The sequence below is a fragment of the Desulfatibacillum aliphaticivorans DSM 15576 genome (assembly GCF_000429905.1).
Lineage (GTDB): Bacteria > Desulfobacterota > Desulfobacteria > Desulfobacterales > Desulfatibacillaceae > Desulfatibacillum > Desulfatibacillum aliphaticivorans.
The window spans coordinates 42,888-57,326 of sequence record NZ_KE386983.1; the positions used below are offsets into that span (position 1 = coordinate 42,888).

General features: G+C 54.4%; 15 protein-coding genes. 1 reads left to right on the plus strand and 14 read right to left on the minus strand.

What is annotated here, in order from left to right:
• Positions 1-3 precede the first annotated feature (3 nt).
• From gspC to G491_RS0127925, 14 genes are all read right to left on the minus strand, one after another.
• Entirely contained in the window at positions 4-864 is an 861-nt protein-coding gene (gene gspC, locus G491_RS0127860) for a type II secretion system protein GspC (RefSeq protein WP_157468672.1), read from the minus strand.
• A 42-nt stretch (positions 865-906) separates the two neighbouring features.
• The gene (gspN, locus tag G491_RS0127865) at positions 907-1,776 is read right to left on the minus strand and encodes a type II secretion system protein GspN (RefSeq protein ID WP_028316868.1); all 870 of its coding nucleotides are present in this window, start codon (positions 1,774-1,776) and stop codon (positions 907-909) included.
• Positions 1,773-2,309 (minus strand): type II secretion system protein M, encoded by a 537-nt coding sequence (locus tag G491_RS0127870; RefSeq protein WP_028316869.1) that lies wholly within the window; start codon positions 2,307-2,309, stop codon positions 1,773-1,775. The genes gspN and G491_RS0127870 overlap by 4 nt, the downstream gene beginning before the upstream one ends.
• Positions 2,306-3,763: a PilN domain-containing protein gene (locus G491_RS0127875; protein WP_028316870.1), complete on the minus strand. Its 1,458-nt coding sequence runs from the start codon at positions 3,761-3,763 to the stop codon at positions 2,306-2,308. The genes G491_RS0127870 and G491_RS0127875 overlap by 4 nt, the downstream gene beginning before the upstream one ends.
• 84 nt (positions 3,764-3,847) lie before the next feature.
• Positions 3,848-4,954 carry a type II secretion system minor pseudopilin GspK gene (gspK, locus tag G491_RS0127880; protein WP_028316871.1) on the minus strand — a complete coding sequence of 369 codons (1,107 nt, stop codon included), beginning with the start codon at positions 4,952-4,954 and terminating at the stop codon, positions 3,848-3,850.
• A complete protein-coding gene (locus tag G491_RS0127885; protein ID WP_028316872.1) occupies positions 4,948-5,679 on the minus strand; it encodes a type II secretion system protein in 732 nt (243 codons plus the stop codon). Before G491_RS0127885 ends, gspK begins: the two co-directional genes overlap by 7 nt.
• Positions 5,676-6,089, minus strand: a complete 414-nt coding sequence (locus G491_RS0127890) for a type IV pilus modification PilV family protein (protein ID WP_169829540.1) — start codon at positions 6,087-6,089, stop codon at positions 5,676-5,678. Before G491_RS0127890 ends, G491_RS0127885 begins: the two co-directional genes overlap by 4 nt.
• On the minus strand, positions 6,067-6,594 hold the full coding sequence (locus tag G491_RS0127895) for a pilus assembly FimT family protein (RefSeq protein ID WP_028316874.1): 528 nt from the start codon (positions 6,592-6,594) through the stop codon (positions 6,067-6,069). The genes G491_RS0127890 and G491_RS0127895 overlap by 23 nt, the downstream gene beginning before the upstream one ends.
• 29 nt (positions 6,595-6,623) lie before the next feature.
• On the minus strand, positions 6,624-7,070 hold the full coding sequence (gene gspG, locus G491_RS0127900; RefSeq protein ID WP_015949863.1) for a type II secretion system major pseudopilin GspG: 447 nt from the start codon (positions 7,068-7,070) through the stop codon (positions 6,624-6,626).
• Positions 7,071-7,114: 44 nt separating this feature from the next.
• A complete protein-coding gene (gene gspF / locus G491_RS0127905; RefSeq protein ID WP_015949864.1) occupies positions 7,115-8,341 on the minus strand; it encodes a type II secretion system inner membrane protein GspF in 1,227 nt (408 codons plus the stop codon).
• A gap of 47 nt (positions 8,342-8,388) precedes the next feature.
• Entirely contained in the window at positions 8,389-8,919 is a 531-nt protein-coding gene (locus tag G491_RS0127910) for an NUDIX hydrolase (protein ID WP_248635545.1), read from the minus strand.
• Positions 8,909-10,204, minus strand: coding sequence for a class II fructose-bisphosphate aldolase (locus tag G491_RS0127915; protein WP_028316876.1), 1,296 nt, complete (start codon positions 10,202-10,204; stop codon positions 8,909-8,911). Before G491_RS0127915 ends, G491_RS0127910 begins: the two co-directional genes overlap by 11 nt.
• 343 nt (positions 10,205-10,547) lie before the next feature.
• Positions 10,548-10,826, minus strand: a complete 279-nt coding sequence (locus G491_RS32965; RefSeq protein ID WP_028316877.1) for a hypothetical protein — start codon at positions 10,824-10,826, stop codon at positions 10,548-10,550.
• A gap of 362 nt (positions 10,827-11,188) precedes the next feature.
• Entirely contained in the window at positions 11,189-12,529 is a 1,341-nt protein-coding gene (locus tag G491_RS0127925) for a delta-60 repeat domain-containing protein (protein ID WP_028316878.1), read from the minus strand.
• A 1,352-nt stretch (positions 12,530-13,881) separates the two neighbouring features.
• Here G491_RS0127925 and G491_RS32970 point away from each other — a divergent pair.
• Positions 13,882-14,373, plus strand: a complete 492-nt coding sequence (locus G491_RS32970; protein WP_157468674.1) for a hypothetical protein — start codon at positions 13,882-13,884, stop codon at positions 14,371-14,373.
• Positions 14,374-14,439 lie beyond the last annotated feature (66 nt).

Below are 14,439 nucleotides of genomic sequence, written 5' to 3' on the forward strand. Positions count from 1 at the left end.
GTTTTATTCAAAGCTGTAATTCAAACTCGTGGGGGTTCCGCCGCGCTTGATCTGCAGGGAGACCTCTTCCGCATTCTTAAGACTCTGATATAAAGACAAGATATCTTCCGTATCCTGAATTTCCCTATCGTTGATTCCCTGGATGACGTCTCCATCTTCCAGCCCCATTTCCTTGAAGATGGAATTGGGCTTGATCCGCCTGAGCATAAGCCCCGCCGGCTTGCCGTCTTCAAACACAGGCCGGACGTTGATCTGGGTCATTAATTGATTGATATTCTGCAGGGCGTTGTTAATCTGTTCCTTGCCCACTTTAAAATCGCGGCCCGAAGAGTCTTGTACGGGCGCCGGCCCGCTGGAGGGGCCTCTTCTGCGGGCCTTTTTCTCATCGTCGTCCATGACAAGAAGCTCGTCCCGGCCGTTAACATGCAAAACCACCTTGCCGCGCATGATCTGCCGAAGCTGTGCGCCCTGTACGTCGTCGCCGATCCGGTACAAATCGGAAGATCTTGCCTTGGCGTCCTCAATGAATGCGCAGGCGTATTTTTCCGGGCCTGTGATGGTGCCCAAAAGGCTCAGTTTCAGGGACGTGAGGTCAATGTCCTCCACAGGTTTGGGAGGAGGCGCAACCGCGGGCTCCTTGGGTTTTATAGTGTGAAACAGATCCCTTTGCACCACGGACCTCTTGTATTCGCTGTAAGGAGAGGTCTTTTGAGGCGCCTGGGAGGCTTGCGGGCTAACCTCCGCCAAAACCACGGGCATTGCGCCGACCTTGGACTCCGCGACCTGATAAAAGGCGTCCGCAGCCAGGTATGCAACCAGCGTGATGACTAATAAATTCAAGGCTATTGGCGCAAATTTCTTCATGTTTTCATCCTGCGCAGGCCTGGCCCTGCCTTGGGTTTCCAATCATTTGGGTGCAAACTGCATGTCGCCCAGGGTTCCGGTTACGGTAAAAGGAATGGCGTCGCCGGGTTTTTTATTCCTGAAAACCGTCTTGGCTATTTTTCCCAGGTCGGACTCATAAAAGGTCCGCGTGGGTTCCATGCTGCCTTTTAAGTTGACCCTGCTTCTGGCAAAATCCTTGTTAAGACGAATGGCGCCGGAAAAGCGTCCCCGGACCAGATCCCCTTTCAGCACAAAATCCTTTACATCGATTTTTCCGTTTTTCATGGAAATCTGGGCGGTGATTTCGTCGTACGGAATATTCATGCCGGCGCCGATGCCGGTCCACATGACCATATTGCCGGAGGAGATGGAAAAGTCTCCCTCTCCCTCCATATCCATCCATCTTTCCGTCAGATTGGAGAAAGTGAACTCGCCATTCAAAGAACCTGTCACCAGCCCGGGTTCAGGAATGCGCGAGACGGCATCCATGGCGCTGAGGTCAATGCGTTGGAAGCCTATAAACCCTTCGTAAGGGCCTCTCACGCTCTTGGCGTTGTCCGAGGCCTTGACTTTACCGTCCACTTCCCCGCTGTAGATGGATGCGGCTATGTCTACATTGGGCTTTTTACGTATCAAGGAGATGATGGAAGGCGAAAACACGACCTCTTCAGCCTGTAAAAGAACTCCGGTCCGGTCGCTTAGGCCAGGGCGTTCCAGGCGGACGCTGGTCAGTCCCGCCGGGGCGATTCCGCCGATAAAGACGTCCTTTTTGAGTTCTTTGGTCAGGCGCATTTCCACGAATCGTCCTGCTTGATCGGCGGGAAACAAAATCGCCAAAAAGAAAACCAGGGAGCACAAGGTATATGCTGTATATCCGAAAAACTTCTTCATTTTTCCTTCTCAGCTTCTATGGTGGTCACCTGGAAAGTGGCGCTGACGCCGTAATCGTCCTCCCGTTGGGAGCGCGTGACGGTAATGCGGCGCACGGATAAAAAATTGGGGGAGGTTTCAATCTTATGCAAGTAATTGAGCAACTCCTCCGTGGTTACGTCGTCCAGCTTGATGTCTGCGATGGTTTGCACGAAATCGCTGTTGGCGATGGGCTTTTTGCTGGACTTGATGTACTTGGTTTTGCCCATGACCCCAGCCTGGCGCGCCAACTGCCCCAGATAATTATCCAGGGAGAAGTCCTTGCGGTTGATCAGTTTGTCCCAGTCGCCGTTTGTATTCATCTTGGCCTTTTTGTACTCCTCGGCCAATTCCATGATGGATACAAGGTTGCTTTCCATCTTCCGGAGCTCCGCCAGCCTCTTCCGGCTTCCTTCCAGGGCCGGCGTGATGATGAAGGCGTGGACCAGAATCGCGAACGCCACAAAGATTCCCGCCGCCAGGACTAATTTTTCTCTATTTCCAAGCCTGTTCATGAGTTGGTCCCCGACTCCTTTTGCACCTGGGCCTTAATGCGGAACTTCCACACTCCCGGATCTTTGCCCGCCGTAACGGACTGCAGGCTGACGTCCTCAAACAACGGCTGCTTCTCAAGGCCGGTTTTTATTTCCGTGGCGGACTCATAGGCATCGGTTTCGCCGTTTATTTCAACCCGCTCCGGGTTGACGGAAAAACTGGTGATTTTTACATTAAGCGCCGGAGGAATCCCGTCGCTGATGGCTTTAAGCACATCCACCACCTGGACGTTGGAGCCCTCGGCGCCCGGGAATATCGGGGCCTGGGTCAGGGCCTCCATTTCGGATGTCATGGCGGCCAGGGGATCTCCCGAGGAAGCCCGGCCTTCCATGGCGGATTGATAAACCTCTTCAATCTGGCTTTTCAGGCTGGCTATTTTAGCTTCCTGCACGCTTTTGTTCGCGAAATAACGCACGCCGAAAGCCGCCAGAAGGATGGCAAGCAGTATACTGACGTGGATGACCCAGCCTTTGTACTGCTCCCAACGCCTTCGCACGGCGAAAGGCCCCTGGCGCATGTTAAAGCCGGTGGTCTCCGTGGGGTGATACAAAGCCAGGGCCAAAGCCCCGTCCATGGCGCTGGAGTCCCAGTTCCCGGCCACGCGGCCTTCCATGGGAAGCTGGAGGTCCCGGGTCAGGTTGATTTCCTTGAGGGGAAGCCCGGTTTGCTCCTGAACCGCATCCTGCAAGTTTTCCCAATTCATGCCTGCGCCGGCGCAGTAAATGGCTTTGGCGTTGAATGCGGGTTTGTTTTTTTCCGTAAAGGCCCTGATGGTCAGGTTGATCTGGCCGGCCAATGCTTTTAAATTGCCTTCGAAATTCTGCCTGAGGTTGCGCAGCAGAATCAATTCCCTGCCCGAAAACAAACCGAGCAGCACCCTGTCGCGCTCCACGTCCAGGAACACGCCGTCTTCTTTTGGCTGGGCCCATGCCAGGTAGCCCAACACCTTGGAAGCGCCGCTGGGCGCAAGGATGTCCGCGTTAAGCCCGGCGTTGGCCATAATCTCCAGAGCGCCGCCCACCTCAAAAGCCGTGGTCACGGCCGCCAGGCACTCCGTATGGTCGCCTTTGCGGATGACGTGGTAATCGGGAACCGCCTCCTCCACCTTGTAAGGAATGAGGCTTTCCAGTTCAAAGGGCAGCACCTGGCGGATTTTTTTGGCTTCGGAAAAGGGAATGACGACGTTCTTGAAAGAGGTGTTGGCGTCTCCAAAAGAAACGCTGCACGGAATCCTGTCCACGTCTGTCTGGCCGCCAAGGTCTTCCAGGGCTTTATTCAGGGCCAGGGCAAGGCCGCCCTGCCCGTTAACCTCGACCTGGGCGTGGGCCGCCACCCTGGGCTTAAGCCCGCCCCCGATGACCACAGCCCGCACCGAATCAGATTGTATGTCCAACCCAAGCCTATTTTCCGGCATTATCTATTTTCGCCTTCCAACCTGTGGTAAAAATGGTTTCAAAACCCTTAATAACAAATAATTTATAAAAATACCATATCTGTGTCACAGGCTGTGCCAGGCCAGAATTTCGCAGATATAATCCTGGCTGTTGTTCGCCTTTTTTCGAAGCACGACCGCCTTCACCGTTTTAACGAATTCCTGCTGTTTGGCCGTGCACGTTATTTCAAAATAGTCGCTGACGCTGGTCAAAAGGTTAGCATCAATTTTAAGGTCCGCGCATCCCGGCGCGTTTAAGAACCAATTGGCGTCGTTGATGGGATTGAGAAAATAATCCTCCTCCCGCTCCTCCCGGTACTCCAGGATGGACTCGGCCAAATCCTCGCTGCCTATGGGCATGAGAGCCCGGATTACCTCCAGGGGGGCGCTGCCCATATTGATTTTTCCCGGATACTCCACGGGATTTTTTTTGGCGGGGTCCGCTCCGTATACGGTGAAGGACTCCGCTATTCCCGGAATCTCCTCCGATCCGTAAAACAACTCCGGGGTCATTCCCTTGACGCGCAGCAGTTCGGACTCGCTGTTGAAATAGTTGTTTCTGGCCGAGTACGGAGGGTCCAGGGACAGGTAATAGTCGGATTCCGCTCCGTTCAGGCCGGTAATGGCTTCGTCGTCCCCGCGGTCCATCCAATCCTTCATGGAGTTGATGATGTCCGTAGTGGCGTTCAGGTCCAGGTCATCATACAAAGTGGCGATGGGGCGCAGAAAGCGGTCCCACAACTCCTGTTGAGGTGCGTTGAACTTCTGCCCGCTGGGCGGCTCCACCAGGGCGTTAATCTGGATCAGGCCCGTCAGGTCCTTGATTTCCAGCTTTAACGATTCCGGCGATATGTCAAAATCCAGCATCATTTCGGCGATTTCATTCGGGTCGGCCCACGGATCCTGGACGGAATCCAGGGTATTGGCCTTTTTATCCAACACCAGCATGGCCATGCCCAGAGCCACGCCGCTGCGGGCCGTCCAATCCAATTGGCGCCGCTGGCGCGAGGCTTCGGTGGAAAACACGGCGGCCCGCACCCGGTGGTGCAGTTCCGCGGACACTCCGACAAGCAAGGCGATGACGGCGAGAACCATAAGCAAAGCCACTCCGCGCTGGCTTCCGTCCTTATCGCGCCTGAGATGCGCCCTTATTCTTGAGAATAGCCTTACCATTCCTGCTCCTCCCTGTAGAAAGGCAGGTTGACGGTGGTCTCGAACCGGAAAGGAGTCGCGTCCTCCTCGTCAAAGGCCTCCAGTTCCAGGATAATGTCCACGGCCATGGGGGTGGCGAATTCCGTCTCCTCCGAGTCGGAGTCCCAGGACTCGCTCGTATCCCCGTCCTGGTCGTAAAAAAGGTACTCTATGTTATGCACCCTTTCGCACAAGATGGGGTCGGAGCCAAGCTCCTGGTCTTCTTCCCCGAAAATCTCCCAGTCCAGGATGTCCCGGCGCCGCAGCACCTTGCGCGTTTCGTCCGAGGGATCGGGGGTGAGGTAGTAAGTGATCTCAGCCAAGCCTTTTTCATCCGCCCCGGTCAGGTCCACATGGGCCTGGGACACGAAGCGCAGGGTGGAGACGGAGGAGCCGCTGGTATAGTCCTTGGTGCAGACAAAACGCAACGGGTCGTAGTCCTCGGCTTCGGCGGGCTTGTTGTACGTGTTGGCCACAGCCACCCGAGCCGATTCCAGATCCATAACCATGCGGTCCATGGCGCCTTTTGCGGACTCGTACACGGTGATGGTTTTTTGAACACCCTCAGCGTTGGACATGGCGCCGGAGAACGAAACCAGCACAATGGTCATGATAATGGAAAATATACCTATGGCGATGAGGACTTCCAGCAGGGTAAAGCCCTTGTCATTAAACAGAGTATGGATGACATTTCGGGAAATTCTCATTGCTGGGGGTCCAAAAAACGGTAGGTCTTGACGTCATAGGAATAGGTGAATTCAGACGCCATCACGGACACGGTGACAGCACGGAGTCTTTCGCCCGTGGCGTCCAGGTATTCGGATTCCATCTCATCAACGGTCGCCGACCAGGAATAGTTGGGGTATTCGTCCCCAAAATCGCCGGAGTCCGATGCAAGCTCATCAGGCTCCGTCATCATGTATTCGGCCATTTTCTTCTGGGCGAGCATGGGGGCTACGGTTTCAAACTGGACGTTGCCGGCCATCATGATGGACATGGATTGAAGCCGGAATATGGTGGAAAGAGCCACTCCCAAGATAAGCAGGGAGATGATCATCTCCAACAGGGTGAATCCGGCCGGGCTATTTACAGCCCTATTCCTCGTCCAATGAAACATATCCCTTATAAAACCTTGCCTTGCCCAAAAAGGGTTCAAAAACCATGGTGACGGGGCCGTCCTGATCTTCCAGGTGTAAAGCCGCATGGGCGATGTAGCCCATTTTGTTGATGGGCAGTTGAGCCACCCCGTCCGTTTGAAGGATTCCCCCGGGCCATTCCACGTCCAGGAGGGTTACGGCCTCGGAAATTTGCGTTCCCTGCCGCTCCGTTTCCATGAGCTCTTCTTCGGTCAGGGGAGGTCCGTCCGTGCCGTAGGTCCTCTCCTCAAAATCGATGTACAGGCTTCTTAGCGACTGGTTGGCGATGGCGGTCTCCCGCTCTTTCGCCACGTTGGCCGACATAAGGCGGACCAACTCATCCATGTCTCCCGCGCTGGCCGCCTCTTCAAAACGAGGCACAATCACAAAAAACAGAATGCCTAAGAGGGATATCACCGCCATGAGCTCCATGAGGGAAAAGCCCCCTTGGCGGCCTTTAATGCGTTGATTTGCTCGGTCAGCCATGGTCGTCGCTTCCGGCGCGGATGCAGCCGTTAATCCAACTCCCAGGAATTGATGTCCGCAGCGAAATCCACGCCGCCCATCTGTCCGTCTTCTCCCAGGGAAATGATGTCGTAGTCGCCGTTTTCGCCGGGGCATCTGTACAGGTATTCATTTTTCCAGGGATCCAGCGGCACTTTTCCTTTGGCGAGATATCCGCCCGGCTGGTAACGGGTTGCCGCCTGGCCCGTGGTGGGCTTTTCCACCAACGCCTGCAGGCCCTGGTCCGTGGAGGGGTAGAAGCCGTTATGGAGCTTGAACATTTTGAGGGCGGTTTCAAAGGTTTGGATTTGCATTTTAGCCATGTCCACCTTGGCCCCATCGCTGGCGCCCATGACGCGCACGCCCACATAAGCGAACAACATGCCCAAAATCACAATCACAACCATAACTTCAAGAAGGGTGAAGCCCGAATCGCCCTTGTTCACTCTTTTATTCATCTTTCTATTGTCCTCATTGCTAAACTGCCCGGAATAAGATCGGTTTACCGCAAGGTTGTGGTAAGCTCCATCATGGGCATCAATATGGAAAAAACGATAAATCCCACGCCGCCGGCCATGGCCACGATGAGGATGGGCTCGAGGCTGGCGGTAAGGGCGTCGATGGTGTTCTCCGTTTCCGCTTCATACATGTCGGCCATTTTTTCCAGCATGGCCTCCAACTCGCCGCTTTGCTCCCCCACTTCCATCATTTGGATGGTGATGGGCGGAAATCCGGGCTTGGCGGCCAGGGATTCCCCCAGGCCTCGGCCTTCGCCGATTTCTCCGGCGGCGTCTCCAATCCCCTCGGCGATATGCACGTTTTCCACCACGTTTTGCACAATGCCCATGGCCGGCACCAAAGGCACGCCGTTGGTCAAGAGGCTGGCCAGGGTTCTGGCGAACCGGGCCAAAGACAGGTTTTGCGCCAAGGGGCCTAAAATAGGGATACGCAGGTATTTTGCATCCCACCATTTGCGGCCTCGCTTGGAATTCTTGAACTGGCGAAAAGCCAGGGCGGCGCCAAATATCAGGACGAAAAGCACAACCCAATAGTCGACAAGAAAATCGCTGGCGGCTATCAAAACCCGGGTAGGCAGCGGCAGCGCCTGCTGCACGTCATCAAAGAGAGAGACGATGCTGGGCACCACCTTGACCATCAGGGCGGTCAAAACCACAATGGCCACCAGAACCATGATTACAGGGTAAGCCAGGGCGGCCCGGATTTTGCCCTTGGTGTTTTCATTGCGTTCGGTCAAATCGGAAAGGCGCGCCAGGACGATTTCCATGGCGCCGGAAGCCTCGCCGGCCCGGACCATGTTCACGTACAAGGGGGAAAAAACTTTGGGGTGGGAGGACAAGGCGTCGGCCAGGCTTTTGCCTTCCACGATGTCATCCTTGACGTGGGCCAGAACCTTTTGCAAAACCGGATGGGGCGACTGGGGAATCAGGGATTCCAGGGCGCTCACAATGGGCAGGCCCGCGCCCACCAGGGTGGAAAGCTGACGCGTGGTGATGGAGATATACTTGGACGGAATCCTGCCTTCCAAAAAGGGCAGGGAAAAGCGTTTTTCATCCTGGCTGGCGGAAACCTCGGGCGCTTCCGTGATTTCCACCGGATAGGACCCGGCCTCCCGAAGTTTGGCCCGGGCGACCGAAGGGCTGTCTGCATCCAGGATGCCTGTCCGCTTTTTGCCCTTGGAGTCCAGAGCTACGTATTCATAAACCGGCATAAGCCTCTATTCTCTTGGCGCGGCAGGCGCCCGCCGTCTTTGCGCCTTTAATAAACCGGCTTTTCAATGCGATACCCGGCCAGATAAATGCGCACAAAGCGTTTGTGACTGTCAAAAGCAAGCTCGGGAAGGTCATCCGGCGGAAAAAACGCTACCTCCTGGGCGTCGTCTCCAGGGGCGGGTTCTCCGCTGTATTCCCGGACCAGATAGCCCATGAGCAGTACGGTTCCGTAGTCTGAATTGGAACTGCTGGTAAGGCCCAGGAGGCCTTCGATCCTGCCTTTCAAAGCGGTTTCCTCGGCAAGCTCGCGCAGGGCGCATTCTTCGGGCTGCTCGCCGATTTCCATGAATCCCCCGGGCAGGCACCACATGCCGATTTTGGGCTCCACATTGCGCTTGACCAACAGCAATCGGCCCCGGGAGTCCACCACAACCAGGGCGCTGGCAGGGACTGGGTTTTGGTAGTTGGTCAGCCCGCATTCATCGCAATGCAGGCGGAGCCTGCCTTCCACATGTTTTTCACCAAGCAGGCTTCCGCAAAAACGGCAAAAGGCTTTTTTGACCATGCTAATCGTCAAAATTCCCTTCCGGCCCTTCTTCCTTTTCCAGGGAGGCGGCGCGCGCTTGGTATTTCTCCGGGGTCCAATCCGCCGGGTCTTCGATGCGTTCGGCTTTGGGGCCGGGATCGTATGATCCCGCCTTGAGCATGGCTTCGATGGCCAGGGGCGCGGTGTCTCCGGCGTTGAATACGTCTGTCAGGAGCGTATAGACGAAGTCTTCCACTCGTTTAGCCATGCGTTCCCGCACTTCCAGGGGCTGGCCCATAATTTTGTTTTCAAAGGGAAGATTGAGCTTCTTGTAATTGCCGCCCTTCCAATCCTGCTTGGCGGCGTAGGCTTTCATTTCCTCCCAAAGCTCTTCGGTCAGGCCTTCGCCCTTCACCTTGATGAAATTGCCGTCGGCGTCCAGTTGCGCGTTGCCGTAATCGTTGACTTCCAGGCCCCAGGATATCATCTGCAGGGCCGTGGCCACGTTGGCTTTGGTGGTGTGCGTTTCGGCGGCGATGCGGCGTAGGCGGTCCGAGTTATTGCCCGAGGTGCCGTGCTGGGCGCCGGAGGTGGCGTAGGGCTCCAGGGCCTTGTGGATTTCCGTGGTCAATTCCACTTGGATTCCCTGATCGCTGGCCTCGATGCCGTGGGTGGTCCCGTTATTCAAGGCGATCCAGTCGGCCACGATGCCGTGGGCGTTGAGCCCGGCGATGAGGAATTTGGCCTCGTCCACCGTGGAAAGGCCGGACTTCCCTTTGATTTCGCCTACTTCCGTTTCCAGTCCGGCCCAATCCGGCACAAACTCGTTAAGCGCCAGGTTGGCGGCCAGGTTCTGGGCGTCGGGCATATGAGAGGCGTCAATGGCGATAGACGTCATCCCCGCTTCAAACAAGGTCGGGATTTCCACGGCGGCCGGCGCCACGTCTTCGGGTTTTTTAATGCCGTAATGGTCGGCGTGGATGGCCACGGGCACGGTCACGCCCATTTCATTGCACAAAGCGTCCACCTGCCGGGCGATGTTCCAGTAATTGGTGGCGCAATAGGAACTGGCGCCGCCTTCGGAACGGGCGATTTCGATAATGATAGCGGCATTGGCGCGCTGGGCGGCGGCCAAAGAGCCCCTGATGACCAGGTTGCTCCTGCCGTTGGCTGCGATGGTCATGGCGCCGCCTTTGGCGAGCATGGCCCTGTCTATGTATTTTCCGCTCACAATGAGCGCTTTGGAATTGGGAAAAAGTTTTTTGATGTTGGGCGGGCGTCCGATTTCCAAGGCTTTCAAGAAATCCGGGGAATATACTGCGGTCGATTGTGTCATGGCATCACCTCTATATATTCATGCTAAAAAACCGCGTTAAAGCCGTAAGCCCAATGCGAGCCCCGGCGAAACACAATGATGATAACCGATCTTTTCGCTCGGACGATATCACTTCCCCCTTGGGAATTCAAGACGCCGAAGAATAAAATTTGGTGACATTCCGGCGGAAAAAAACCTGCGTCCCCAAAGGATTTCGCGGCATGGATCCATGTTTTTTTACGACCTAAAAAATACACGATAATCGCATGCCGCCAACATAGGGGCAAGAGGGCTGCCGCGTAGCCCCTCTTTCACCTCAATCCAGTCAGGCGCATTTATTGCGGCCGGGTTTTAAAAGGCCTTGTTACTCGTCTTCCTCGTCGTCGCCGCCGGATTCGGGCATATCCACCATGCCCTCGCCCGAACGCAAATCCTCGAGAATGGCCCTGATCTCTTCCTTATATTCCTGCTCGGCCCGCACCACGCCCCAGCCCTTTTGCACCTGGTACATGCCGTCGTAGGCCGTGTCGTGATAGGACAATATGGTATGGACGATCTCTTTTTCGTCCAGAATCGCCCCTAAGAGCCTTGCCTCAATTTCGTTTTCCAGGGTTGCAACATTAACGACTTCCACATCACTCATCCATGTCTCCTTGCCAGGCGGGGTTCTTTCATCCTTGACGGGCGCGCCTTGCATTTTCAGTTCAATTTCAGACTGTTCCGTTGGCGCCAGCCGTTGCTTTTTTCGTTGGGTTTAGATTAGCAAATATTCCTTGGCAGGCAAAGCAAAAGAAATGCAAAAACTTCGAGGCTATGTATAAGCGGGTGAATCGTGCAGCAAAAGGAATGGCTGCCATACCTGTGAATGGTTCTATATATTCCGTGGTTCCTGACTTTCCATGGACGCGGCCGCGCTTCCGTAATAGCCGGGTCGGAACCCGCTCCCGTTTCCTCTATTTCAGGGATGGAGGTCACCCAATCCATGCCTTCTTATATTGCCATTTTTTATTGGGGGAGGCTGAATGGATCGTTCGTCCAGTTCACATTATATTGTCCCATGAGCCTGAGCGTCAGAACTTCATTATCGACCCCGTTGTTGGAAAAACCGGTTACAACAATGTTGCCGTCAGCTTGCATGGCGATCCCATTGGCCTGGTCGTCAGTATTTGGCAGCCCGGTAAAAGTGAATACGCCGTTTTCGGCGAAATCCATGTCCAAATTCCCGTTGCAGTCGTATCCCAGGACAATTGCCTGGTTTTTGGGGCCGTTGTCGCTTACCCCGGCAACGAATATTTCGCCGTGTGGCGAAACCGCCACACCAAATGCATATTCAAACACGCCGGGTTGATCCGGGTATACGGCTGCGCCGCCTTTGGCGAACCCATTGTCCAGAACTCCATTTTCTTCCAAACGCAAAAGAAGGATTTTATAGCTGTTTCCATCGTGCGCCGAGCCTGTGACCACGATCTTCCCGTCGTCCTGGAGTGCGATAAAATTGCCGTAATCTGCATTGTCACCTGCGTGGCTGTATTTGAAAACGCCGTTGTTTCCGAATGAGGCGTCCAGGACGCCATTGGGATTATATCGCAACACCAGGAGGTCTTCCTCTATCATCCCCACTACAATATCAGCGCCTGCAACAACAACCTTGCCATCCGGCTGTATGGCGACCGCAAAGCCCTTGTCGTTGTCATCGCCGGACCCATTATATGTTACTACGCCGTTATTTCCAAATCCCGGTTCAAGGTTCAAATTGTTGTCCAGGCACAAAAGGATAAGATCCTGGCTGTTGGCGCCAAGTATTTCTCCCACAATATAAATTCTGCCGTCAGGCCCGGCGGCGGCCCCGAATCCGATATCCGTAAACTCCCCCGGGCTCGAATAAGTGGTGAAAATGTCCAGGGTTCCGTCCGGCTCATATTTTAAAACAAGAATATCCCGTTTGGTGTTATATCTGACATAGCCCGTGACAATAATGGCGCCATTCTGAGCCAGGGCCAGCCCGAGGCCCTTCTGGTCCAACCCGTCATCGAAGTAAACGGTTCCGTTTGTTCCGAAAAGGTTGTCTAACGTTCCGTCCGGGTTGTATCGAAGGAGCAGGACCTGATTCTTGACGCCGTCAAATGAATACCCCATGACGACGATTTTTCCGTCGGACTGAATAAGTGTTTCAACTCCCGTGTCGTTTTCCGAAAATGGACCATCAAATAAAACAAAGCCCTCCGGTTTATTGAAGGATGCGTCGAGCTTTCCAAAAAATGAGTGAAAAAAGCCGGAGCTGTCATTGTCATCACAGGATGGCAGGCACAACAGCAGAAATAGCAAAAAAACAAATGACCGTTTCATAAAGACCAGCCTCCTGTGTATTTGATGAATATCAGTCAAACACTCAATAACTTTACAATATATTGAAATAACATAAAGCATAAAAAATATACAACAGTAAAAACCCTATATTTTAACCGAAAATCATCTCCTATACAGGGCCCCAAAACGAGAACGGACACGCCGAACCGCCTCACATGGGAACACGGGTAGGACAAGCCCCCCCATCCTGGCCTTTCCCCGCCAGGGGGGAAGGGGAATTGATAAGGAACTGCGTTGCGGCGGTGATTAGTTGGGTTTCGCGGGGCTCTACCCAACTACAAAAACCTCTCCCACTATCCGTATGCATTCCCACGCGGGAGCGTGGGGAACGAGGTCGCTGAGCGATATGACAGGAAGGGCGCAGCAGGCAGCGCCCCGATACGGCCGCCGGGCGGGTTTTTGCAATCCACGGGTTTGGGTTTACCGAAAGGTCTTTTTTCATTGGTAGGGCGCAGGGCTTCCCTTGTCCGCAATTTGTTCGGGCCAGGCCCACGGTCGAAAGCTCTACTGACTCCCTGGTTCCGGGTTTTCTGCGGGGTTCAGCCATTTTTCGGTAATACCAGGGCCGGAGCCCGACCATCAGCCCCATACTCCGCTGGTTTTTCAGGGGAAGATTGGCGTCCATTTCGGCCAGCTCGTTGAACTGGGCCAGAAGTTCGTCCGCCTTGCGCAAAATAATTTTTTAAGAATCCCCGGTAATAATGCCAGGATAATAACCCAAACGCTGGTTTGGCCTATCAAAGGGGTGCTTCATGAGGTCGGTCATGAAGGTTGCTATATTGCTTCTGCTCAAGGGTCCATCGGGTTCCAAAAGATATTGCTGGCTACTAGAACCCGGACCTGGTCGAATAACTCAAAGTCCAGAATCCGGCATACGGCCTATAGGCGCTTCATGATAAAGGACTCCTGGGAGAAAAGGCGTTTGATACTGGTAAGACTAAGATTCATTTCCCGGGCGAGATCCTTGTAGATCATGCCTTTAGCCTTGATATAGAGTTTGAGTGTCGTGAGCAGTTGAGTGGTCTGGCTCGGGTTATTGGGTCCTTGGGCGCCGGATTTCGGCGCCCGAAAATTACCGCTTGCAAGCTATCCCCCGTGTATACCATCCTGTTCCCGGCAACAAGCGCTTAATCGAATGGTGAACGCGAAACAGCAAATGAACCCCATAAGGGAGGCTGTCCCATGAAATCCACCCATGACGATAAAAGCCACAAGCACTGGGAACACCGCGAGGAAAAAACTGGGAAAAATTCCAGTTCAACCAGCCCTACGCCAAGGGTCTGGAGCGGCTCAACAAAGAGGTGCTTTCCAAAATAAATTTTGACCCTGCCATGCTTTGGCAATGGGGCGCCATGCAGGCCATGACCTCCATCAAGGTGTTGAAAACCGTGGAGGAAAAGTGCGGGGCCGAGGGGCAAAAGCTGGTCCTGGACAGCTTATGGCAGGTGGGCTATGACATCGGCCGCCAGATCACGGAAAATACCCGGGTTCCTGACGACATGTCCACGGGAGAATGGGTCAGCTTTTACGCCACCGTCATCAACCGAATCGCCTATGCATCCCTGGAAAGCGCCCTCGTTGATTCAGAGGAAAAGGTCAGCTTCCATATTGACTGGCGCCCTCACCAGGACCATTACAAACCTTTTGACTGCCGGGTGCAACGGTATTTTGTTCAGGGGATGATAGACGCCAGCACGGATTTCATGAAAAGCCAGGGGCGGGAAAAGGTCTGGAATGTGGAGTTTAAAAGCCCCATTCCGGCAGGGGCCGAAACCTGTTTTTTCACCATGGAAAAGGGAGGTCCCGATCAAAAACGAAAATGAGGGGAATGCACCCGCCTGATTGAGGAAAAGGCCCTGGACCTCGCCGTCAAACGCAAGGCGGAAAAA

Bases quoted from the DNA above. Each gene is read 5' to 3' on its own strand.
- G491_RS32965 (WP_028316877.1), bottom strand. From the start codon at position 10,826: ATGAGTGATGTGGAAGTCGTTAATGTTGCAACCCTGGAAAACGAAATT.
- G491_RS0127895 (WP_028316874.1), bottom strand. From the start codon at position 6,594: ATGGCTGACCGAGCAAATCAACGCATTAAAGGCCGCCAAGGGGGCTTT.
- G491_RS0127885 (WP_028316872.1), bottom strand. From the start codon at position 5,679: ATGAGAATTTCCCGAAATGTCATCCATACTCTGTTTAATGACAAGGGC.
- G491_RS0127875 (WP_028316870.1), bottom strand. From the start codon at position 3,763: ATGCCGGAAAATAGGCTTGGGTTGGACATACAATCTGATTCGGTGCGG.
- G491_RS0127925 (WP_028316878.1), bottom strand. From the start codon at position 12,529: ATGAAACGGTCATTTGTTTTTTTGCTATTTCTGCTGTTGTGCCTGCCA.
- gspK (WP_028316871.1), bottom strand. From the start codon at position 4,954: ATGGTAAGGCTATTCTCAAGAATAAGGGCGCATCTCAGGCGCGATAAG.
- G491_RS32970 (WP_157468674.1), top strand. From the start codon at position 13,882: ATGCTTTGGCAATGGGGCGCCATGCAGGCCATGACCTCCATCAAGGTG.
- G491_RS0127890 (WP_169829540.1), bottom strand. From the start codon at position 6,089: ATGTTTCATTGGACGAGGAATAGGGCTGTAAATAGCCCGGCCGGATTC.
- G491_RS0127870 (WP_028316869.1), bottom strand. From the start codon at position 2,309: ATGAACAGGCTTGGAAATAGAGAAAAATTAGTCCTGGCGGCGGGAATC.
- G491_RS0127915 (WP_028316876.1), bottom strand. From the start codon at position 10,204: ATGACACAATCGACCGCAGTATATTCCCCGGATTTCTTGAAAGCCTTG.
- gspF (WP_015949864.1), bottom strand. From the start codon at position 8,341: ATGCCGGTTTATGAATACGTAGCTCTGGACTCCAAGGGCAAAAAGCGG.
- gspN (WP_028316868.1), bottom strand. From the start codon at position 1,776: ATGAAGAAGTTTTTCGGATATACAGCATATACCTTGTGCTCCCTGGTT.
- gspC (WP_157468672.1), bottom strand. From the start codon at position 864: ATGAAGAAATTTGCGCCAATAGCCTTGAATTTATTAGTCATCACGCTG.
- gspG (WP_015949863.1), bottom strand. From the start codon at position 7,070: ATGAATAAAAGAGTGAACAAGGGCGATTCGGGCTTCACCCTTCTTGAA.